Genomic DNA, 20,462 nt, shown 5'->3' with positions numbered 1-20,462 from the left:
TGCCGGAACCGGACGTGAAGTTCCAATTGACAGGGGCCTTTAGGCTTACTAACGGGAGCCTTAAGCGCGCCGACAGGCGGTAGCCGCGGTCCGCCCCGCGGCGTTCAACGACTTTCCAGAGGCCAAACCGTGGCGAAACCCGATCTCGGCAACAAGCATACCTGCCAGAACTGTGGCACCAAATTTTTCGACTTGAACAAGAGCCCGGTCGTCTGCCCCAAGTGCGGGACAGTCCAGCAGGCCACGACCCGCACCGCGCGCACGGTTGTGGTGGAAAAGGACGAGGAGACGAGCGATCAGGGCGTCGAGATCGTCTCGCTCGATGAGGTCGAAGCGGCCGAAACGAGCCTCGAGGCAACAGCGGATGACGATGTTGAACTTGAGGACGAGGGTGGCGACGACGACGATACCTTCCTTGAAGAAGAGGAAGAGGACAGCGATGACGTCACCGGCCTGATCGACGGCGATATCGCGCCCGACGAGGAGCCGTGAGGCATCGGGCGTGAAAGTGGGAAGGTTTTCGAGCGATCCGAGGGCCTAGGTTTTTGTTGTGACGCGTTTTCTTTACGCGAACCGGTTCCCACTTCGCTCGAAAACGCTCCGCATGGCTGCTTGTGGCGGCAGATTATTGCGTCTATATAGCCGCTCCGCGTCAGCTGGAGTTGGCACTCAAATCCACCCAAGATTTGAGCGGCGCGAAAGGTTCGGGGTCATAGCTCAGTTGGGAGAGCGCTTCAATGGCATTGAAGAGGTCGTCGGTTCGATTCCGTCTGGCTCCACCAATTAAATCAATGACTTAGATCGTAGCTAATCATGGGCTTTTCGACGCCAGCTACAGATTAGCGGCACCGAGAGGCAACAGCCAGTTCGCCTGGCGCGAGCTTTTTCCCAGATTTCATTGTTCTCGACAAATTGGAATCGGTCGCGGCGGCGGGGCCGGATGCTCCTCTTTATAGCGAGCGATCATCGGACCGAGCTGATCGTCCGACCAGAATTTTGGAGCGCGTATTTCCCTCAAACAGGACGCGTTCCAATACAATCCTGAACTCGATGGCGGCCGCCCCGCGAGCACGGCTCGCGCGACGCCACGAACGTCGGCGGCATCGGGATAGATATACAAAGTCGTTGGATTATTTCTGACCAATGCGATGATTTGCGAAGCATCAGAGGGCGACCAACTCGTGCAACCGTTGCTGCGGCCGCCGGAATAATCCACAAGCGTTCCAAGCGGGACGTAACCGTCACGGTTCGCATAGGGGCTGCTGGAATCTTTGAGCAGGCACATGCCACTCAATTTGACTGTCGCGTGGCCGCCGATCTCGCGCGCTCGCGCGTTTGCGGTTTCACCTTCGCCATCGAACTGAACAAACGAGCGGGTCAAGACAGCTTTGCGCGCGCCCGATGCGCGATAATACCCTTTGAAAGACGTTTTCGTTTCGCCTGTCACATAGGCTCCGCCCGCCGTCAGATCCGAACCCGTCGCATTGCCGAAATTCCTGGCGCATTGTCTGCCGTTTCCGAAATCTCCGACGCCTGGCAAATCGAGACCGCTGCCGTGACCTGCCGGAACTGCACGAAACGAGTGGCTGGCCTCGCAGATCACATAAAAGCGATGCCCCAACCTGCCATTGCTGAGGTCATTGGGACGTGTCGCGTCCATGGCCAGATAGCACTGGTTTCTCACTGAACCGTCGCTCAGCTTTTGTCGGTAAAGGGAACGTGCTCGTTGCAAAACCACCTCAGCGATTTGCCCTTCGCCTTCGCCGACATGAGACCTTAGCCAGACCGGAATTTCCGATGCCTGTTGCGCGAACAGCGATCGAGGCATCACCGCTAAAATGATGGCCATGACAAATAATCTGATGACACTCATTGGGAAGGAATTTGCCAACATCGGTCAGACTCTGGCTGGAAGTGGCCATTTGGAAGCCGTTAGACTCGTCCGGCTTCGGTTCGCCGAAGAATATATCACCGGCTTTCGGCGAACCGGCATCAAGTACCAACGAAATTTGCCACGAAATGCCCTGGCGATTCGGCTGACATACCCAGATTGCGAGCGGGCACATCTCCCGATAGTCGGCTGTCGCCGATACCCTGTAATTCAATTGCATCTGGCTCTGTCAATTAAATCAACCAGATAGCGCATCTGTAACGGAAGCGATTCTGCGGCCAGCCCGAAGCCAGCTACGTCCGTTAGAGTCGCCGCGGCCTTTTCTCCGCGGAGTCAGCGATGAAGCGGTCGCTTCGCATAGCTCTTTATCTTTGTGCCTGGGCGTTGCTTCGGGACAATGCTGGCGCCTGCAGTTTGGTGAAAGTCGCCGAACTTCCCTTGATCGAGCTTGGCAATCACTATGCGGTGATGGCCAATGTTGCCGGGCAGTCCCGGCCGATGATGGTCGATACTGGCGCGGCCACGACATTATTGGGCGCAAAAGCGGTAGACGATCTCAATCTGAAGGTCGATTACTCTGCGCCGCTGCCCAAGCCCGTCCTCGGGATCGGCCAGACCTCCGCGGCGGTGGTCTACCTCAACGTCATCGCCCCCATTCTCGGATTCGGAGATCTGGTTTTCCACAATCGCAGCACGGTCGTCGCGAGCCTTGACTTCGGGTCGATGCCAGAAGCCGACGCCGTCGGCATATTGGGCGACGACATTTTGTCGGACTACGATGTCGAGTTCGATTTTGTGGACGACAAGCTGACGCTCTACGACGAATTCGCTTGTTCGGATGCTTTCGTGCCTTGGACAGGCGCCTATTTCGCCCTGCCGTTTGAGCATCGCGACACCAAGATCATGGTCGATATTTTTCTCAATGGCGAGCGCACGCCGGCGATCGTCGATACGGGGAACAACAGCTCTTTTGTTTCGCGCATGGCACCAGCCCTTTGGGGCGCTCTCGCACACGAGATGAAAAAAACGCATTTGCACTCGATGAGCCCTTTCAACGGCGGCACATCATTGCCGAACCAGCGGTATCAATTCGACGAAATCCGTATTGGCGAGGACGTTTATCAAAACGAATATATGAAGGTCATCCAGGTTCAATTGCCGGGCGCTTCGGCAAACCTCGGATTGGATTATTGGAAACGGCGCAAGCTCTGGATTTCCTATCCCAACGATCTCATTTTCGTGTCCGGCATGAACGCAAGTCCGGCGCTCGCCTATCCCGTCAAAGTCAACACATCGATCGCCGGAAAATGACGCACGCTCCCGTTGGCACGATGCCAAACTTGTGAGAATCGCGGCGTAACGATCTGCACCGGGGCGACGAAGAAGCGGCATAGCCAAAACAAGGGTCGCCGCATGTTTACAGCTTTGTTGTCTCGAGATTCGTCATCCATGCAAATGTGGTGGCCGCTCCCGCTCCGCTTGATGATCGGCTACGGATTCATGGAGCATGGCTGGGCGAAGCTGGCGCGCGGCCCTGAAAATTTTACCAATATTCTCGCAGCGCTCCACATGCCTTTTCCCGGCCTCCTGGCGTGGTTGACGATTCACACGGAACTCTTCGGCGGCCTTGCGGTGTTGGCGGGCGCGTTGGTTCCGTTGGCGAGCGTACCCATGGCCATCGTGCTTTTGGTCGCGATATTCACAGTGCATCTGCCGAATGGGTTCAGTTCGATAAAGCTTGAGGCCGTGTCACCTCATGGCGCGCATTTTGGCCAGCCGGGCTATGAAACAGACTTGCTCTACCTTGCGAGTCTCGCGGCATTGACTCTCGGCGGCACAGGACGCTGGTCTTTGGACAATACCTTGGTGCGCTGTCTTGGCGCGCTGACGTCGTCCCGTAGTAAGGTTTAGCGCCCCCAAATAAATAGGGCGCCCGTGTGGGCGCCCTATTTTCTGTCGGCGAAGTGCCCGATCAGATGTTCTTGTTGACGTGCTCGGCCGACTTATTGACGGCGGTCTTCACCGCGTCCTTGGCATCGCCGACGGCCTTCTGCGCATGGCCCTTCAGCTCCTGCGCCGCGCCTTCGGCACGAAGCTTATCGGAGCCAACAGCCTTGCCGACGCCCTGCTTGACGGAACCAGCGGCCTCGTTCGCGACACCTTTGATCTTATCAGTCGTGCTGCTCATGTCTTCCACTCCTTGGTAACTTCGGAGCGAGGAACGGCACAGGATAAGAATAGTTCCGCGGGCCGGATTTCTTGTGAGATTACAAATGATTCACGCGAGCGAGAGCGCGGCGTTATCAGGCTCGTGCTTAGCCGCGTCGCGCAGAATCGGCGCCAGCGCGGCGAACAGCGCGTTGTCTTCCGGCACATCAGCATTCGGCGTCGTCAAAAGGGTATCGCCATAGAAAATCGAATTGGCGCCAGCAATCATACAGAGGACTTGGGCCTCGCGGCTGAAGCTCGCCCGGCCAGCCGAAAGACGCACAATGCTGCGCGGCAATACAATTCGCGCTGTTGCAACCATGCGCACGAAAACCAGCGGATCGATCTTCTCGCGGCCGGCAAGCGGCGTCCCGTCCACCGCGACAAGCGCATTGATCGGCACGCTTTCAGGGTGTGGATCGAAGGCCGCCAGAACCGCCAGCATGGCAGCACGGTCATGCACGCTTTCGCCCATCCCGACGATGCCGCCGCAGCACATTTCAATACCGGCGGCGCGCACAGCCTTCAAGGTTTCCAGCCGGTCATTATAGGTCCGCGTCGAGATGATCCGCGCGTAATAATCCGGGCCCGTATCGAGGTTGTGGTTATAGGCGGTAAGGCCCGCTTCCTTGAGCCGCTGCGCCTGCGGTTCCGTCAACATGCCAAGCGTGACGCACGCCTCCATGCCGAGCGCGCGAACGCCGCGCACCATGTCGAGCACCGCGTCGAATTCGGCACCGTCGCGCACCTGCCGCCAAGCGGCGCCCATGCAGAACCGATCAGCGCCCGCGTTGCGCGCTTTTTTGGCGGCGGCGAGCACCTCGCCGACCGGCATCAGCGATGATTTGCCGAGATTGACCTCATGATGCGCCGATTGCGGGCAATAGGCGCAATCTTCCGGGCAGCCGCCGGTTTTGACGCTCAGAAGGCTCGCCTTCTGGACGTAATTCGCGGGCTGATAGGCGCGATGCAGCCGGTTCGCCTCGCCGATCAATTCGATAAGGGGACGATCATGCACGGCGACGATTTCGTCAGCCGTCCAATCGTGGCGAATATCCCGCGGCGAAGAAATGTTCATCACCCTCGATTTAAAAGGAAATTACCGCCAAGACAAGGATGCGGCGGCGGCGCTCTCGTCAGGGCCTGCGACGTTACATAGGTATTGATCTTTGACAACCCCGACCGCCAAGGCCAACAAACCCAGATGATCCTCTCCGCCGCCTTCGCCGCCCTCGCCCAGATCTTCACGCCGCCGTTCCGCCGCGTTTTCTGGAAGACTTTGGGCCTGACCCTGCTGCTGCTCGTGCTGGTCTTTGCCACTGCCGAGACGGCCTTGGCGCATTTCCTTGTGCTCCCCTATCACTGGCTCGCGACGAGCCTGACGTTGCTCGCCGGACTGGCTCTCCTTGTCGGCTTCGCCTTCGCGATCACGCCGGTGTCGTTTCTTGTCGCCGGCTTCTTTTTCGATGAGCTTGCCGGCATCGTTGAAGCGGACATCGATCCGCAGCGTCCGGGCCGCACGGCGCCTCTTGGCGAGCAAATCCGCGTCGCGATCGTGTTTGCGTTGCTGGCGCTGGCGCTCAACATCGTGGCGCTGGGGCTCCTACTGGTGCCAGGCGTCAATGCGTTGATCTTCCTAATCGTCAACGCCTACCTGCTCGGCCGCGGCTATTTCGAGCTTGCGGCGCTGCGCTATCGGTCCGTCGAGGACGTCGGCCGGGTGCGCCGAGCGCACGAATTTCAGATTTTTCTCGCGGGAATGTTTATCGCGGCGCTGGCGGCGGTGCCGATCGCCAATCTGCTGACGCCGCTTTTCGGCGCGGCGCTGATGGTGCGCGTCCACGATAAAATCGCGAGGCAACCGCTCAAAGTCTAAGCCGTCAGCGCGGCCAATTTCGCGGCAAGCGCGGCGGAATCGCCGGCAACACGGATCGTTTTCACCCGGCTCGTCTGGCCAGATTCGAGGCTTACGTTGCTTCGCGCGATCGATAGGGATTTAGCTAGCAGGCGAATCAGCGCCTCATTCGCCGCACCCGCCTCCGGCACAGCACGGACACGCGCTTTCAAAACGGCGCGGCCGTCCGACAGATGCTCGACCCCGGCGATCTCATCGCGGGACGATTTGGGCGTGAGCCGCACGATGACGACAACGCCATCCTCGCGCAGGACCCACGGCTGCGACACAGCCCCGATGCCGGGCTAGAAGACGTTTGGATAAACGTAGCGCTCGATAATGTCCTGAAGCAGAAAGATCAGCAAAAGCAGGATCACAGGTGAGATATCGAGGCCGCCAAACGCCGGCAGGATGCTGCGGATGGGTTTCAGCAGCGGCTCGGTGACAGCGTTGAGCGCGTTCCAGATCGAGCGGACGACGTTGTTGTAAACATTGATCACGTTGAAGGCGATCAGCCAGGACATGATCGCCACTATGATAATGATGTACGTGTAAATTTGCAGGATCAGCAGAAGAACGTCGAGAATTGCACGCATAGGCGCTCCGGAACCCGGCAAGGGCCTCTCGTTTAGCTGGCGAAAGGCGGCCCGGCAAGCAGCGGCCCACATTGACAGTTGCGCCGCAGGAGACGTAAACACCCCGCTGGCCGGGGCTGTAGCTCAGATGGGAGAGCGCTGCAATCGCACTGCAGAGGTCGTGAGTTCGAATCTCATCAGCTCCACCAATAGAATCAAATACATACGTTGCATTGTCCCGCGGTTTGCGTGGCCGGCCACCGATGGGCCGTTCCGCGAGCGCTCTTACCCCCCACGATAAGATGGAATGTCCTGGGGCGATGTGGCGCGCCATATGCTTTGAACAAGTCTGATGGTGCCCTCAGGTTACGTTCTTGGATCAGCTTCAGATCACAGCGGGATTTGCCACCCAAGTTGGACGGGGGTCGGATAATCAAGACTTCGGTCTTATCGATATCGGCACCGCCTCCCAGAGAGCCACACAAGGCTCGATCGCAGCCCTAGCGGATGGCTTTGGCGCAAAAAGCGGCCGGGTGGCGTCGGAACTTGCCGTCCGCGCTTTTATCGACGGTTATCGCTCACAAAGAGAGCCTGTCGGCGTCGCCACCGCCGCGATGAAATCGCTCAACGCCTACAATCTTTGGCTTCATGGCCAGTCGCGATCCGACCCGGCGCTGCTCGGGGCCGCGACGACCTTTACCGCCGCGGTTCTATTGGGCCGAATCGCGACAATCCTGCATGTCGGCGATAGCCGGGCGTGGCATCTGCGCGCCGACCATCTGACGCTACTGACAGACGATCATTCCGCCCCGCAAGCGGATGGCAGCCGGCGACTGCTGCGCGCGATCGGCCTCGAGCCGGCGCTCCGGCTGGACGTGAAAGCGCAGCCGCTTGAGGCGTATGATCGCCTTTTGCTCACGACGAAAGGCGTCCATTCTGTCCTTTCGGCAAATGCACTTCTAAAACTTCTCAGCGCGCGACAAACCCCGCAGGCCGACGCCAATGCGATTGTCGAGGCTGCCCTGCAAGCTGGCGGCGAAGATAACGCGACAGCGCTTGTCATCGACATCATCACGGTGCCTGCCCCTGACTATAGCGCTGTCGTCGCCGAGATGGAGAATTTGCCGATCAAGAACTTGCCGGCGGTTGGCGAGACAATCGACGGATTCAAGCTTGCCCGCGTTCTCACTGAGAGCAAGACGTCGCGTCTCTTTCTGGCACGCGATCACAATGAATGGGTGGTGTTGAAATTCCCCAAGCCCGAGGCTGATAAAGTCGATCGCACGCATTTTATGCGAGAAGTATTTCTCGGCCAACGTATCAATCATCTGAACGTCGGCGCATCTCTGAAAATCCCGGAAGGACGCCAAAGCCAGCTCTATGTCGCGATGCCCTATTATCGCGGCGAGACCCTGGAAGATCGGCTCGGGCGCGACGGTCCGATGAAAATCGACGAGGCCGTTGCCATCGCGATCAAGATTGGACGCGGACTCATCGCGCTCCATAAAGCCGGCATCACACATCGCGACATCAAACCGGGAAATATCATGCTGCTGGAAAACGGCGATGTGAAGATTTTCGATTTCGGCGTCGCGCGTCTGCCGCGTCTCGACGACATTGACGAAGCTGCGAGTCCCGGCACGCTCGATTTCATGGCGCCTGAACTCTTCCAGGAGGAGAGAGGCGACGCTTTATCGGACCAATTTGCCTTGGGCGTTACCTTGTACCGTATTCTTTCGAACCATTATCCTTACGGTGAAACGCTGCCCGGCGAGCGCCCCCTTTTCGGTCCCGCGACGCCGCTAAGCGGATATCGCAGGGATGTCCCTGCCTGGCTTAATGCTGCGGTCCTGCGCGCCATTTCAATGCGCCGGGACGATCGCTTCGGTGATTTGCATGAGTTCATTTATGCCTTGGAGCACGGAAATCTTCACCCACGCCCGCGTTATCGCCGGCCACTGATTGAACGAAACCCGCTGCTCTTCTGGAAGGTCCTTTCAGGTCTTCTTGCCGCGCTTCTCATTCTCAGTCTCGTCTGGAAATGTCTCTGATTGCGTGCTTAACGCGAAGGACGTTTAAAGCATCGGATTTGTCCGAAAACCGCTTCGCACTTTTTCGGTTCGATGCTCTAGCTGTCGCTTCTGCAGCAGGCAGCGTCACGTTTCGGTGATGCTGTGGGGTCAAAAAAGCCGTCGCCGAACCTTGCTCGTGCCGTGATCAGCCGCCATGTTCCGGGCAAATCATAAAGACGCGAACGCGCCACGAAGGGAGGAGCCAGCAGACATCGCAGATGGAGTGAGTCCGTGACATCGAACGACGCGCCGCAGGACGCCATTCAGCCCTGGCCGAGCCTCGTCATTTTCGCCCTGGCCATGGGCGGATTCGCCATCGGGGTCACCGAATTCGCGACGATGAGCCTGCTGCCCTATTTTGCCAAAGATCTCCATGTCGATGCACCGACCGCAGGACACGCGATCAGCGCCTATGCCTTAGGCGTTGTCGTCGGTGCGCCGATCATCGCGGTGCTTGCCGCGCGCACGTCGCGGCGAACGCTTCTGATGGCCCTGATGGGCGTCTTCGCGTTCGGCAACGGCCTCGCGGCGCTGTCACCAACCTATCATTGGCTCGTCGCCTTCCGGTTTCTCAGCGGCCTGCCGCACGGCGCCTATTTCGGCATCGCCGCGATGGTCGCCTCGTCCCTCGTCCCGACGAACAAACGCACGCAGGCGATCGGCCAGATTTTCCTCGGCCTGACAGGGGCAACCGTGATCGGCGTCCCTGCCGCCAACTGGCTCGGTCAGCAAGTCGGCTGGCGCTGGAGCTTCGGTGTTGTCGCCTTGCTCGGCCTCGCCGCGTTAGCCCTTGTTGCCCTGCTCACGCCGCGCGACACCCCCGACAAGGAGGCGAGCCCGCTGCGCGAGCTTGCGGCGCTCAAGCGGCCGCAGGTCTGGCTGACGCTCGCCATCGGCGCCATCGGCTTCGGCGGCATGTTCGCCGTTTACACCTATCTCGCCTCGACACTGACCGACGTGACGCATGTGTCGAGCCTCTATCTGCCGCTCGTGCTCTGCGCCTTCGGCCTCGGCCTCACGGCTGGCAATCTCATCATCCCGCTTTTCGCCGATCGCGCGCTGATGCCGACGGCGGGCGCGCTCCTCATCTGGACGGCGGCGACGCTCGCCCTATACGCGTTCGCGGCGCACAACATCTGGCTGGTCACGTTCGATGTCTTCCTCATCGGCTGCGGCGGCGCACTTGGCACGGTCTTGCAGGCGCGACTGATGGATGTTTCCGGCGAGGCGCAAGCCCTGCCGGCGGCCCTCAACCATTCCGCCTTCAACACGGCGAATGCCATCGGTCCCTGGCTTGGCGGCATCGCGATCGGCGCGGGTTTTGGTTGGACATCGACCGGCTGGGTCGGCTTTGCGCTGGCGCTCGGCGGCCTTGTCATCTGGTTGCTGTCTGTCGTGATCGACAGCCGCATCGAGGGCGATCCGAAACTCATCGAAGACCCGGCGGAATAGGCAGCAGCGTCATTGCGAGCGAAGCGAAGCAATCCCGGAGGCTAAGCCGCCTGCTCCTTCGCCTCGCGGCGGCGGTCGTGCAAAATCCATTCGGTATAGCCGTTCGGCTGCACGCGCCCCTTGAAGATCAAATCCTCCGCCGCCTTGAAGGCCGGGCCGTTGAAGGTCGGCGCCATCGGCCGGTACGCGCCATCGTCATCGTTTTGACGATCGACGATTTTGGCCATGCGCTTGAGCGTGTTCGCGACCTGCGTCTCGTTAACGATGCCGTGCTGCAGCCAATTGGCGATGTGCTGGCTCGAAATGCGCAACGTGGCACGATCTTCCATGCGCCCGACATCGTGGATATCGAGCACTTTCGAACAGCCGATCCCCTGATCGACCCAGCGCACGACATAGCCCAGAATGCCCTGGCAATTGTTGTCGAGTTCTTCCTGCACCGCATCCGGCGCGAAATTGCCGCGCGAAATGGGGATCGTCAGCAGATCGGCGAGCTTCGCCGGCGCGCGGCCGCGCAGTTCCTTCTGCCGCTTGAGGACATCGACGCGATGATAATGCGTCGCGTGGAGGACCGCGGCCGTCGGCGACGGCACCCAGGCCGTGTTGGCGCCAGAGGTCAGGTGCGGAATTTTATCGGCAAGCATGGCGGACATGCTGTCGGGCATCGCCCACATGCCCTTGCCGATCTGCGCCCGGCCCGGCAAGCCGCACCGCAGGCCGACATCGACATTCGAATCCTCATAGGCGGCGATCCACTTCGTCTTCTTCATATCTTCCTTGCGGATCATCGGCCCGGCTTCCATCGACGTATGAATTTCATCGCCGGTGCGATCGAGGAAACCCGTATTGATGAAGAAGACGCGATTCGCGGCTGCCTTGATGACGGCCTTCAGATTGGCGCTGGTGCGCCGCTCCTCGTCCATGATGCCCATCTTGAGCGTGTAACGCTTGAGGCCGAGAAAATCCTCGACCGCGCCAAAGAGACGATCGGCAAGCGCGACTTCGTCCGGCCCGTGCATTTTCGGTTTGACGATATAGACAGAACCCTTGGCGCTGTTACGCCGGCCCGCTGCGCGCAGATCGTGAATCGCGATCAGCGCAGTCACCACGGCATCGAGTAATGTCTCGGGGATTTGCGCTCCGTCGGCATCGAGCACGGCGTCCGTCATCATGTGATGGCCGACATTGCGGATGAGCGTTACGCTGCGGCCGGAAACCGAGAGCGGCGCGCCGTCGAGTTGCGTATAGCTGCGATCGTCGGCGAGGCGGCGTTCGATGATTTTGCCGTTCTTTTCCACATTGGCGGAGAATGTTCCCTGCATCAAGCCGAGCACATTGCGATAGAGCCCGACCTTATCGGCAGCATCAACGGCCGCGACACTATCTTCGAGGTCCATGATCGCCGTCAGTGCCGCCTCGATGAGAATATCCGCAATGCCGGCGGGATCGTCGCCACCGATCCGGCTTGCACGATCAATGACGAGTTCAATATGCAACCCGTTGTTGCGCAACAGGATCGCTGTCGGCGCGTCGGCTGCGCCACGATAGGCGCGCAATTGCGCCGGGTTTTTCAATCCGGTCTCGGAACCGTCGGCGAGCGCTGCGATGAGTTTGCCGTTGCCGACGCGAAGGCCTGCCACATCGAGATGGCTCGCGCCGACGAGCGGCACCGAGGCATCGAGAAACTCTTTGCCCCAAGCGACAACCCGATCTCCGCGGATTTTGTTGTAGCCCTTGCCGCGTTCGCCGCCATCCGCTGAAGAAATTGCATCGGTGCCGTAAAGCGCCTCGTAAAGCGACCCCCACCGCGCATTGGCCGCGTTCAAGACGTAGCGCGCATTCGACACCGGCACGACCAATTGGGGACCTGGCACAAGTGCAATCTCATCGTCGACATTTTCGGTCGCGATAGAAAAATCCGGCGGCTCGGGCACGAGATAGCCGATCTCGCGCAGAAATTTCTCATAATCGACTGGGTCGAACGGCAGGCCGCGATGGCTGACGTGATAATCGTCGATCTTCGCCTGCAACGCGTCGCGAAGCCGCATGTGCGCTTGAATCTGCGGTGCAAATTCGTCGATGAGTTTTTCAAACCCGGCCCAAAACGACGCCGCTGTAATGCCGGTGCCCGGTAACGCTTCTTCGGTGATGAAGTCATAAAGCGTACCGGCGATCTTAAGACCGCCAACGTCTTGATGGTCACGCATGGACGGCTTTCTCCTGCATATCAAGGTCCGCCGCCGTGTCGACGAATTTGGCGAAATTCTCTTTAAACAGGCGGACGAGGTGACGTGCCTTCGCCGCATAGGCTTGCGGATCGGGCCAGGCGCGCGAGGGATCGAGCATGTCTTGCGGCACGCCCGCGACATGCAACGGCACGTGCAGGCCGAAATAGGGCTCCTCACGAAACGGCGCTTCATCGAGTGTGCCAGTGAGCGCCGCGCGTAGCAGCGCCCGCGTATGGGCAATCGAAATGCGCGTGCCGATTCCGTAAGGGCCACGCGTCCAGCCAGTGTTGACCAGCCAGACATTGGTCTTCTGCTTCGACAGATAGTGCATCAGGAGGCGGCCATAGACCCCGGGCGGCCGCGGCATGAACGGCGCGCCGAAACAGGCGCTGAAGGTTGCGACCGGCTCCTTGCCCAGCTCCTTCTCCGTCCCGGCAACCCGCGCTGTATAGCCAGAGAGGAAATGATACATCGCCTGCTCCGGCGTCAGTCGCGACAATGGCGGCATGACGCCAAAGGCATCCGCGGTCAGCATCACGACATTGCGCGGAACGCCACCCGCGCCGCTCGGCTCGGCATTGGCAATGAAGTGGAGCGGATAGCAGGCGCGCGTGTTGGGTGTCAGCGAATCGTCGTCGAGGTCGACATGGCCGTTGGCATCGAGGACAACATTTTCCAGCACCGTCCCGAAACGATGCGCGGCTGCCCAAATTTCAGGCTCAGCCTCCTGCCGCAGGTTAATGACCTTGGCGTAGCAGCCGCCCTCGAAATTGAAGACGCCGGTCGGTGACCATGCGTGCTCATCATCGCCGATGAGCCAACGCTCGGGATCCGACGATAAAGTCGTTTTGCCTGTGCCGGATAGGCCGAAAAAAAGCGCACTATCGCCATCCGGACCGATATTCGCAGAACAATGCATCGGCAACACGCCTTTCGCGGGCAGCAGCCAATTCATGACGGTGAAGATCGCCTTCTTCACTTCCCCTGCATATTGAGTGCCGGAAATGACGATCAGCTTTTGCGCGAAGGACAGCGCAATCGCGGTCGGCGAGCGCAGCCCGAGGCTCGTGGGCTCCACCGAGAGGCCAGGCGCGTGCAAAATGATATAGTCCGGCACGAAGGCGTCGAGTTCGTTTGCGGGCGGCCGGATGAACATGTTGCGGGCAAAAAGCGCGTGCCAGGCATTGGTCGTGACAAGCCGGACCCTGATGCAATGCTCGGGCGCGGCGCCGGCATAAAGATCCTGCGTGAACAGGACCTGCCCTTGCAGATAGTCGCGGACTTGATTGGCGAGCGCCGCAAAATCAGCTTGAGACAGTTTCTGGTTGACGCTGCCCCACCAGATGTCGCCGCTCGTCTCGGGCTCATCGACGATGAATTTATCTTTTGCCGAGCGGCCGGTATGCGTCCCCGTGGTGACCACGAGTGCGCCGTCGGCCGAGAGCTTGCCCTCGGCACGCTGAAGCGCGAGCTCGACGAGGGGCGCAGTCTGGAGATTGGGGTGAACGGAAAGTGCGCCGGACAAACCCGTCCCGGCCAACGCGGCGGGGCTTGCCTCCGCGCCTCGCGTCATCACATTCATCGCAGTGGCCTCCGATTGCAAATCTTTGGGATCAACCAACATTTGAGCCGGGCCGGTCATCGCGTCTTCTGCGCTGCGGAACAATTGGACTTTCAGCCAACGTGGCGTCACGCTAGAGTGGGTAGAGAGGCGCAGAGCGGCATCAAGGTCCGTCGCCTTGTAAAGCCCGCAATTTGAACGAGAATGCGCCTCTTGCTGAATGCTGGCGGCTTCTCGTGCGGACGTCGCCGGAATTGTTCATCGAAAGCGGACGAGGTTCCGCGGGGCTTGCAAATGTCTTTAGCGAAATCGGTCGTTTGGCTCCGTGGTACGGCGGTCGAGCTCGTTGATAGACTCGTACCGAAAAGCGCGCTCAAGCTCCTGGTGCATCCGAAATTTCATGAATTCATCGGTCTCGACCGGATCGACGCCGTCGGCGTCTGGATCGACAATAAATTCATGCTGAAGCGGCGGCAGAAGATCACCGCCAAGCAGCAGACGAGCATCAGCACGCAAGATTATTTACGCACGCATTTTTGTGCCAGCCCGTTTGAGCAACTCGAAACGACGCCCACCGGCCTCGCCTATGTCTGCTGTCCGGTCTGGCTGCCAACGCCGATCGGGACGCTCGACACCGATCCGCAAAAGCTCTGGAATGGCGACATCGCAAAGAAGCTCCGCGAGTCGATCATCGACGGCTCTTATCGTTATTGCAATCATGTGCATTGCGCCGCAATCACCAGCCGCACACTGATGCCCCGCGACGCGACCCGGGCGCAGGCGATTATCGTGCGACATGAATCCGGCACGACAAGCCTGCCGGAGCATGTGAAACTCTCGCACGACAAATCCTGCAACCTCTCCTGTCCGTCGTGCCGCTCAAGCACTTACCTCGCCAATTCCACCAGACAGGCGAAGCTCGACGATCTGACCGAAAAGACGCTCGTGCCGCTGCTGCGCGAAGCGAAGTCCGTGCTCGTCACCGGCTCCGGCGATCCGTTCGGCAGCAAGCACTTCCGCAATCTGCTCAAGCGCCTCAACGGCGGCGAATTCCCTGATTTGAAAATCGATCTTATCAGCAACGGCCAGCTTCTCGATCCGCGCGCCTGGGAAGAACTCGGGCTCAAGAACCGCGTGCGCAATGTCGAGATTTCAATCGACGCGGCCGAGGCCGATACTTATGCGATCGTGCGGCGCGGCGGCACGTTCGCGCGTCTCCTCAAAAATCTCGCCTTCCTGCGCGACATGCGCCGCTCGGGCGAGATTGCGCAATTGACATATTCAATGGTCGTCCAGGCGCTGAACTACAAGCAAATGCCGGCCTTCGTGCGCATGTCGGAGGATTACGCTGCCGACACCATCTCGTTCAATATGATCCGTCAGCGCGACGTCTTCGCCAAGGACGAATATGTCGAAGCTTTCATCGGTAGCCCGGATCACCCGGAATATGAGGATTTCCTGAAAGTGCTCGACGCGCCGGAACTCGCCCAGCGCAACGTGCTAATCGGCAATGTGCGCGAATATGCGCGCCCGAGCGTCCTTGCGGAAGCAGCTGAATAGGGGGCTTTAGAGTATGTTCCGAAAAAGTTGCGCGACTTTTTCGACAAGAACATACTCCAATATTATGAATCGGCGCGATTTCTGATCAGCCGGATGATGCCATCCGGCTGGAAAGCGCGCTAGGGGCGCCCGATCGAGAGATATTTGAACCCCTTGCGGCGCAACTCGTCCGGCGAATAGATATTGCGCAGATCGACGAGAATTGGCTCGATCAACAGCGACTTGACGCGGTCGAGATCGAGCGCGCGGAAGGCATCCCATTCGGTGACGATGACGAGCGCCGAGGCATCCTTGCAGCAGCTATAGGGGTCGCTGCAATAATTCAGCTTGTCCAGATAGTGACGCGCCTGGTCCATACCCTCAGGATCGAAAGCATTGACCTTGGCGCCGGCATCTTGAAGCGCCGTGATGATCGCGATCGACGGCGAATCGCGCATGTCGTCGGTGTTGGGCTTGAAGGTAAGGCCGAGCACAGCAATCGTCTTGTTGCGTACGTTGCCGCCGCACGCCGCGAGCACCTTGCGCGCCATCGCACGCTTGCGTTGGTCGTTCACCGCCGCGACCGTCTCAACGATGCGGATCGGCGCGCCATAATCCTGCGCCGTCTTGATCAGGGCCTGCGTGTCCTTGGGGAAGCAGGAGCCACCATAGCCGGGCCCGGCATGCAGAAATTTTGAGCCGATGCGATTGTCGAGGCCGATGCCGCGCGCGACCTCCTGCACATTCGCGCCCACTTCCTCGCAGAGGCTCGCAATCTCGTTGATGAATGTGATCTTGGTCGCGAGGAAGGCGTTCGCCGCATATTTGGTCAGTTCCGACGTGCGGCGGCTGGTGACGAGGATCGGCGCCTGGTTGAGATAGAGCGGCCGATAGACCTCACGCATCACGGCTTCGGCACGCGGGTCCTCGACGCCGATGACGATGCGATCCGGCCGCTTGAAGTCGGCGATCGCAGCGCCTTCGCGCAGGAACTCCGGATTGGAGACGACGGCAAATTCGGCGTCCGGCCGCACTTCGCGAATGATGCGCTCGACCTCGTCGCCGGTGCCCACCGGGACAGTGGATTTCGTCACGATGACCGTGAAGCCATTGATCGCCGCGGCAATGTCGCGCGCCGCCTGATAGACATAGGTGAGATCGGCATGGCCGTCGCCGCGTCGCGACGGCGTGCCGACGGCGATGAACACCGCCTGCGCCTCACGCACAGCCGAGAGATCGTCAGCAAATGTCAGACGGTTCTGACGGACGTTGGTCATCACCAGTTCGGCCAGGCCGGGCTCATAGATCGGCATCTTGCCGTACTTCAGGGCCTCGATCTTCGCGGGATCATTGTCGATGCAACAGACCTTGTGACCGAAATCCGCGAAACAGGCTCCCGAGACCAGGCCCACATATCCTGAGCCGACCATAGCGATTTGCATTCTTCGCTCCTTAAGCGCCGCAACCCCGGCAGGGCTTGCAGCCGAAACCTAGCCAGTGCCATTTTCGTGACCGAGAGGCAACCGACGCACGAATTGGTGGGCCGAGGCCAGAACCGCACGGTCTGTTCGCCGACCGTGCTTTCGGCAAGTCATTGTCGAGACTAAAGAACGTAAGGTGCGGCTGAAGACGGGGCAAGCCCGCCACCACCGCAGTGGCGCGAGATAGATTATGACAAATGCATTGCAATACGATCTCTGCGTGCTCGGCGGCGGCGGTGCGGGGCTGACGGCGGCGCGGACGGCGGCGCGGCTTGGCGCGAAGGTTGTTGTCGTAGAAAAGCGCGCGTTGGGGGGGCGCCTACCTCACCCAGACGATTCCGCTCCAGGCCTTCTGCACAGCGGCTTTGCACACTGGCGGGGCACAGGGCGCAAAAATCGATTTTGTCCGCGTTCGCACCCAGGCCCTCGCTGCGGTCAAGGATTTCGCACACGATTATGCGCCGGAGCCGCTCAGCGCCTCCGGCATCCATTTGATCCGCGCCCTTGGCAGTTTCAGCAGCCCCACACGGGTCGAAGCCGGCGGTCAATTGATCGAGGCGAAGCATTTCATCCTCGCCACCGGTGCAACGCCGGCGCATGCCTCATGGCCTGGACAGGAATTGATACGGCCGCTGGCGCTCGAAGATGTGCTGACGATCGATCGGCCGCCCGAAGATCTGATCATCGTCGGTGCGAATTTTCAGGCACTCATCCTGGCACAGGCGCTTCTGCGGCTTGGCACGCGGGTGTCGCTTGTCGAGGCTGGCGCCATTCTTCCCGACGAAGATCCCGAACTCGTCGCGCCAGTGTTGACCCAACTGACCCGCGAGGGCTTGCGTCTCTTTACGCACCACGAGATCACCCGACTCGAACCGGTCTCGGGCGGCGTGCGCCTCTATTTTGAAGGGCAGGCCGCGCCGCTGGAAAGTCAGCAAATCACATTCGCGGCCAATCCGCTGCCGCTCGTCGAAGGTTTGGGTCTGAAAAATGCTGGGGTCACCTATGCAAATTCCGGGATTCTGAGCGACTCGCAGGGCCGCACCAGCAACCGCAAAATCCACGTCGTCGGCGATGCGGCCGGTGGGCCGGACTCCCGCCTTTCGGCGCTTGGACAGGCCGAACGCCTGGCGGCACACCTGTTTGGGCACGGCCATTCAACGGCACCGATTGCTCGCGTTCTCGGCACCGATCCCGAGATGGCCATTGTTGGTGTCACCGAGGCACAAGCGCGAAAAAAACATAGTTCTATCCGTATCTTACGGGCGACCTTTGCCGATACGGCACGAGCGCGTTTGAGCCGCACGCCGCAGGGTCACGTCAAGATCGTGACGAATTCGGCGGGTATGATTCTGGGTGCGGGGCTTGTCGGGCCCGGCGTGCGCGAACTTGCGGGGATATTCAGCGTGGCCATCGATAAACGGATGAAAGCTTCGGACCTCAGCGTCGTCGTCAATGCGCCAGCACTGACGCAATCCATCTCCGAGGCTGCGCTTGCATCTACGCCCTATCTCGGCAAAGCTCTGGGGCAGCGGTTCTTTCCGCGCTGGACGAGATAGGCAATGCGCGACTTCGTTACCGTCAACCAGCAGCCTTATTCCAAGAATCGTTCTGGCGGCATTATACAGGGCCTGCAAGGACGGCGCCCGCGTTTTGGCCTCGCCACGCGAATCGTCATTTCCGTCGTCGTTTTCGTGTTGACGGCGGAATTTATGATCTATGTGCCGCTGATCGCGCATTATCGCGACAATTGGCTGCGCAACCGTTTAAGCGCAGCCTATACCGCGACCCTGGTTCTCGAGGCGGCGCCGCGGGCGATGGTCTCGCCGCAATTGTCGCGCGAGCTGCTCGACAGCGTCGGTGCACGCATCATTGTCCTGAAAGCGCACGGTACGCGGCGCATTCTCGCGGCCACCACCCTGCCCCCGGCGGTCGACGAGATCTACGACCTGCGGCATTGGTCCTTCCTGCAATCTCTTGCTTCGGCATGGCGGACCTATTTTGCCGCCGACAATCGCGTCATCACTGTCCTTGGCGCCGCCCCGATGGGCGGTGACGGCATCGAAGTGACGATGGACGAGGGACCGGCGAAAGAGGCGTTGCACAGCAGCGCAGCCCGCGCTCTGATGGTCTCGTTGACAATATCGGCGCTTGTCTCGGCGCTCGCGGTCATCATCCTCCATGTCGTCGTCCTCGGCCCGATGCGCCGCCTCACGACCAACATCACCGAATTCGGCGCCGATCCGGAAAATGCCAGCCGAATTATCGTGCCGTCGGGCACCACGCATGAAATCGGCCGCGCCGAAGAGGCGCTGGCGACGATGCAGGACACTCTTGTCCGCGAATTGACGCAAAAGAAGCATCTCGCCGCGCTCGGTCTCGCCGTCGCCAAGATCAACCATGATCTGCGCAACATGCTGGCCGCCGCGCAGCTTCTCTCCGATCGCCTCGGCAATGTCACCGATCCGTTGGCGCAACGGCTGGCGCCCAAGCTCGTCGCGACGCTCGACCGCGCCATCCGCTTCTGTCAGACCACACTAACCTATGGCCGCGCGACAGACGAGGCGCCCCGTCCACGGTTTGTCGATTTGCACAATGTCGTCGCCGAGGCGGCCGAATCGGTTTGTCCGAGCTGCGGCAGCCGCGTCGCAATTGTGAACAACGTCAACGTCGGTTTCGTGCTCTGGGCCGATTCGGAGCAATTGTTCCGGGTGCTTATGAATCTGATGCGCAACGGCGTGGAGGCGCTCGACCGCGCCGGTCCGGCGCGTGGCCGGTCGGCGCAAATCATGATCGCCGCAGACTTCGCCGGCGACGACGTGATCATTGAAGTCGCCGATACAGGCCCCGGCGTGCCGCCGAGCGTGCGCGCGCAGCTCTTCACACCTTTTTCGAGCTCGTCGCGCCCAGGCGGCTCGGGGCTGGGACTCGCCATCGCGGCCGATCTTGTTCGCGCGCACGGCGGCAGCATCGAACTGGCGCCTGTGGATGACGATGCGGACGAGAATACCGGCGCGACATTCCGGATCACATTGCCGCAGCGCCGCCGCCCTGCCGTCGCAGCCTGAACATCAAAGCAGCCTGTTGCCATCCTTCGCCCGAGCCGCTAAGGAAGCCGTCCATCCTTGGGATCGACCTCTTCCCGATCATCGGCAAGTTTTCGGCTTCCCTTGCGGATTTGCGCGCCCGTAGCTCAGCTGGATAGAGCACTAGACTACGAATCTAGGGGTCGGGAGTTCGAATCTCTCCGGGCGCGCCATAAAATCAATAGCTTATAGAAATCAGCCCAGCATAGAACTCGAATTATCCTGGGATTTATGCTGGGGAATTTTACGACAAGAAATTTGCTTCTAGACGGCGCGTTACCCCTGCGCCGAATGCCCGAGCGACTGCCGCCCTGCGTTCACATTGGCGAAGCGTTGAGGCCAACGGCGCGGATAACGACCCGCACGACCGGATGACGATCGAGCGGCGAAATGCCACCCAGAAATGGCAAACTGTTGATTTCCACTGAGAGCTGATGGAGTGGATGCCCCCTCCCGACGGCATCGCGATGTGCCAGAG

General features: G+C 60.1%; 17 protein-coding genes, 3 tRNA genes and 1 pseudogene. 13 read left to right on the top strand and 8 right to left on the bottom strand.

Features of this window, described 5'->3' with window-relative positions; all coding sequences use genetic code 11:
* The first annotated feature begins 129 nt into the window (after nucleotides 1–129).
* Entirely contained in the window at nucleotides 130–492 is a 363-nt protein-coding gene (locus WDN02_RS08870) for a TIGR02300 family protein (protein ID WP_337293143.1), read from the top strand.
* A gap of 214 nt (nucleotides 493–706) precedes the next feature.
* A tRNA-Ala gene (locus WDN02_RS08865) sits at nucleotides 707–782 on the top strand.
* A 113-nt stretch (nucleotides 783–895) separates the two neighbouring features.
* On the opposite strand, the gene WDN02_RS08860 is transcribed toward WDN02_RS08865, so the two are convergent.
* On the bottom strand, nucleotides 896–1,849 hold the full coding sequence (locus WDN02_RS08860) for a hypothetical protein (RefSeq protein ID WP_337293142.1): 954 nt from the start codon (nucleotides 1,847–1,849) through the stop codon (nucleotides 896–898).
* Nucleotides 1,850–2,230: 381 nt separating this feature from the next.
* Between WDN02_RS08860 and WDN02_RS08855 the strand changes: the two genes are divergently transcribed.
* Both WDN02_RS08855 and WDN02_RS08850 read left to right on the top strand, forming a co-directional pair.
* Nucleotides 2,231–3,202 (top strand): aspartyl protease family protein, encoded by a 972-nt coding sequence (locus WDN02_RS08855; RefSeq protein ID WP_337293141.1) that lies wholly within the window; start codon nucleotides 2,231–2,233, stop codon nucleotides 3,200–3,202.
* 138 nt (nucleotides 3,203–3,340) lie between these two features.
* Nucleotides 3,341–3,802 (top strand): DoxX family protein, encoded by a 462-nt coding sequence (locus WDN02_RS08850; RefSeq protein ID WP_337293140.1) that lies wholly within the window; start codon nucleotides 3,341–3,343, stop codon nucleotides 3,800–3,802.
* Nucleotides 3,803–3,863: 61 nt separating this feature from the next.
* Here WDN02_RS08850 and WDN02_RS08845 read toward each other — a convergent pair whose 3' ends face one another.
* Both WDN02_RS08845 and bioB read right to left on the bottom strand, forming a co-directional pair.
* Nucleotides 3,864–4,079, bottom strand: a complete 216-nt coding sequence (locus WDN02_RS08845; protein ID WP_337293139.1) for a CsbD family protein — start codon at nucleotides 4,077–4,079, stop codon at nucleotides 3,864–3,866.
* Nucleotides 4,080–4,169: 90 nt separating this feature from the next.
* Nucleotides 4,170–5,177, bottom strand: a complete 1,008-nt coding sequence (gene bioB, locus WDN02_RS08840) for a biotin synthase BioB (RefSeq protein WP_337293138.1) — start codon at nucleotides 5,175–5,177, stop codon at nucleotides 4,170–4,172.
* A 126-nt stretch (nucleotides 5,178–5,303) separates the two neighbouring features.
* Here bioB and WDN02_RS08835 point away from each other — a divergent pair, with 126 nt between their 5' ends.
* The gene (locus WDN02_RS08835; protein ID WP_337293137.1) at nucleotides 5,304–5,975 is read left to right on the top strand and encodes a sulfate transporter family protein; all 672 of its coding nucleotides are present in this window, start codon (nucleotides 5,304–5,306) and stop codon (nucleotides 5,973–5,975) included.
* Here the strand turns inward: WDN02_RS08835 and WDN02_RS08830 are convergent.
* Together WDN02_RS08830 and WDN02_RS08825 are read right to left on the bottom strand one after the other, a co-directional pair.
* Nucleotides 5,972–6,283, bottom strand: a complete 312-nt coding sequence (locus WDN02_RS08830; protein ID WP_337293136.1) for a DUF167 family protein — start codon at nucleotides 6,281–6,283, stop codon at nucleotides 5,972–5,974. The two genes, WDN02_RS08835 and WDN02_RS08830, sit on opposite strands and share 4 nt — an antisense overlap.
* A gap of 15 nt (nucleotides 6,284–6,298) precedes the next feature.
* Nucleotides 6,299–6,589 carry a YggT family protein gene (locus tag WDN02_RS08825; RefSeq protein ID WP_337293135.1) on the bottom strand — a complete coding sequence of 97 codons (291 nt, stop codon included), beginning with the start codon at nucleotides 6,587–6,589 and terminating at the stop codon, nucleotides 6,299–6,301.
* A gap of 112 nt (nucleotides 6,590–6,701) precedes the next feature.
* Between WDN02_RS08825 and WDN02_RS08820 the strand changes: the two genes are divergently transcribed.
* From WDN02_RS08820 to WDN02_RS08810, 3 genes are all read left to right on the top strand, one after another.
* Nucleotides 6,702–6,777: transfer RNA gene (locus tag WDN02_RS08820), tRNA-Ala, on the top strand.
* A 165-nt stretch (nucleotides 6,778–6,942) separates the two neighbouring features.
* Entirely contained in the window at nucleotides 6,943–8,619 is a 1,677-nt protein-coding gene (locus tag WDN02_RS08815) for a protein kinase (protein ID WP_337293134.1), read from the top strand.
* A 252-nt stretch (nucleotides 8,620–8,871) separates the two neighbouring features.
* Nucleotides 8,872–10,092, top strand: a complete 1,221-nt coding sequence (locus tag WDN02_RS08810) for an MFS transporter (RefSeq protein ID WP_337293133.1) — start codon at nucleotides 8,872–8,874, stop codon at nucleotides 10,090–10,092.
* A 41-nt stretch (nucleotides 10,093–10,133) separates the two neighbouring features.
* On the opposite strand, the gene WDN02_RS08805 is transcribed toward WDN02_RS08810, so the two are convergent.
* Complete coding sequence (locus WDN02_RS08805) at nucleotides 10,134–12,299, bottom strand: malate synthase G (protein WP_337293132.1); 2,166 nt, start codon at nucleotides 12,297–12,299, stop codon at nucleotides 10,134–10,136.
* Nucleotides 12,292–13,893 (bottom strand): phosphoenolpyruvate carboxykinase (ATP), encoded by a 1,602-nt coding sequence (gene pckA / locus WDN02_RS08800; RefSeq protein WP_337294900.1) that lies wholly within the window; start codon nucleotides 13,891–13,893, stop codon nucleotides 12,292–12,294. Before pckA ends, WDN02_RS08805 begins: the two co-directional genes overlap by 8 nt.
* Before the next feature lie 282 nt (nucleotides 13,894–14,175).
* Between pckA and WDN02_RS08795 the strand changes: the two genes are divergently transcribed.
* The gene (locus WDN02_RS08795) at nucleotides 14,176–15,441 is read left to right on the top strand and encodes a radical SAM protein (RefSeq protein WP_337293131.1); all 1,266 of its coding nucleotides are present in this window, start codon (nucleotides 14,176–14,178) and stop codon (nucleotides 15,439–15,441) included.
* 119 nt (nucleotides 15,442–15,560) lie between these two features.
* Here the strand turns inward: WDN02_RS08795 and WDN02_RS08790 are convergent, their stop codons facing one another.
* On the bottom strand, nucleotides 15,561–16,862 hold the full coding sequence (locus tag WDN02_RS08790) for a UDP-glucose/GDP-mannose dehydrogenase family protein (protein ID WP_337293130.1): 1,302 nt from the start codon (nucleotides 16,860–16,862) through the stop codon (nucleotides 15,561–15,563).
* A gap of 229 nt (nucleotides 16,863–17,091) precedes the next feature.
* Here WDN02_RS08790 and WDN02_RS08785 point away from each other — a divergent pair.
* The 4 genes and pseudogenes from WDN02_RS08785 to WDN02_RS08770 form a co-directional block, all read left to right on the top strand.
* Nucleotides 17,092–17,217, top strand: a pseudogene (locus WDN02_RS08785) (FAD-dependent oxidoreductase); the annotation flags it as partial.
* Between the two features lie 49 nt (nucleotides 17,218–17,266).
* Nucleotides 17,267–18,457, top strand: a complete 1,191-nt coding sequence (locus WDN02_RS08780; RefSeq protein WP_337293129.1) for an FAD-dependent oxidoreductase — start codon at nucleotides 17,267–17,269, stop codon at nucleotides 18,455–18,457.
* 3 nt (nucleotides 18,458–18,460) lie between these two features.
* Complete coding sequence (locus WDN02_RS08775) at nucleotides 18,461–19,966, top strand: HAMP domain-containing sensor histidine kinase (RefSeq protein ID WP_337293128.1); 1,506 nt, start codon at nucleotides 18,461–18,463, stop codon at nucleotides 19,964–19,966.
* Between the two features lie 114 nt (nucleotides 19,967–20,080).
* Nucleotides 20,081–20,157: transfer RNA gene (locus tag WDN02_RS08770), tRNA-Arg, on the top strand.
* The last annotated feature ends 305 nt before the right edge of the window (nucleotides 20,158–20,462 follow it).

It is taken from the genome of Methylovirgula sp., from assembly GCF_037200945.1.
Lineage (GTDB): Bacteria > Pseudomonadota > Alphaproteobacteria > Rhizobiales > Beijerinckiaceae > Methylovirgula.
The sequence above is the reverse complement of the archived record's forward strand: the minus strand, read 5'-3'. Positions and strand labels throughout refer to the sequence as shown.

Excerpts from the sequence above, each read along its gene's own strand:
- WDN02_RS08860 (WP_337293142.1), bottom strand. The coding sequence starts at position 1,849 with ATGGCCATCATTTTAGCGGTGATGCCTCGATCGCTGTTCGCGCAACAG.
- WDN02_RS08855 (WP_337293141.1), top strand. The coding sequence starts at position 2,231 with ATGAAGCGGTCGCTTCGCATAGCTCTTTATCTTTGTGCCTGGGCGTTG.
- WDN02_RS08850 (WP_337293140.1), top strand. The coding sequence starts at position 3,341 with ATGCAAATGTGGTGGCCGCTCCCGCTCCGCTTGATGATCGGCTACGGA.
- WDN02_RS08845 (WP_337293139.1), bottom strand. The coding sequence starts at position 4,079 with ATGAGCAGCACGACTGATAAGATCAAAGGTGTCGCGAACGAGGCCGCT.
- bioB (WP_337293138.1), bottom strand. The coding sequence starts at position 5,177 with ATGAACATTTCTTCGCCGCGGGATATTCGCCACGATTGGACGGCTGAC.
- WDN02_RS08835 (WP_337293137.1), top strand. The coding sequence starts at position 5,304 with ATGATCCTCTCCGCCGCCTTCGCCGCCCTCGCCCAGATCTTCACGCCG.
- WDN02_RS08825 (WP_337293135.1), bottom strand. The coding sequence starts at position 6,589 with ATGCGTGCAATTCTCGACGTTCTTCTGCTGATCCTGCAAATTTACACG.
- WDN02_RS08805 (WP_337293132.1), bottom strand. The coding sequence starts at position 12,299 with ATGCGTGACCATCAAGACGTTGGCGGTCTTAAGATCGCCGGTACGCTT.
- pckA (WP_337294900.1), bottom strand. The coding sequence starts at position 13,893 with ATGACGCGAGGCGCGGAGGCAAGCCCCGCCGCGTTGGCCGGGACGGGT.
- WDN02_RS08795 (WP_337293131.1), top strand. The coding sequence starts at position 14,176 with ATGTCTTTAGCGAAATCGGTCGTTTGGCTCCGTGGTACGGCGGTCGAG.
- WDN02_RS08790 (WP_337293130.1), bottom strand. The coding sequence starts at position 16,862 with ATGCAAATCGCTATGGTCGGCTCAGGATATGTGGGCCTGGTCTCGGGA.
- WDN02_RS08775 (WP_337293128.1), top strand. The coding sequence starts at position 18,461 with ATGCGCGACTTCGTTACCGTCAACCAGCAGCCTTATTCCAAGAATCGT.